Below are 200 nucleotides of genomic sequence, written 5' to 3'. Positions count from 1 at the left end.
CGCGTCGCTGACGCTCCGCCCCGGGAGCGTGACGGCCCTCGTCGGGCGAAACGGCGCGGGCAAGACCACGCTGCTGTCGGGCATCTGCGGGCTCCTGCCCATCCGATCGGGGACCGTGGCGCTCGACGGCGAGGACATCGGCTCCCTGCCGCCCTGGCGGCGGGTCGCCAGGGGACTGTCGGCGGTCCAGGAGGGCAAGC

At 75.5% G+C, this 200-nt stretch carries 1 protein-coding gene; it reads left to right on the top strand.

Annotation, left to right across the window (positions count from 1 at the left end):
• On the top strand, positions 1–200 hold a 200-nt coding region (locus tag IEZ03_RS16045), incomplete at both ends, for an ATP-binding cassette domain-containing protein (protein ID WP_189241204.1).

Source organism: Actinomadura livida (assembly GCF_014648675.1).
GTDB classification, from domain to species: domain Bacteria; phylum Actinomycetota; class Actinomycetes; order Streptosporangiales; family Streptosporangiaceae; genus Spirillospora; species Spirillospora livida.
The sequence above is the reverse complement of the archived record's forward strand: the minus strand, read 5'-3'. Positions and strand labels throughout refer to the sequence as shown.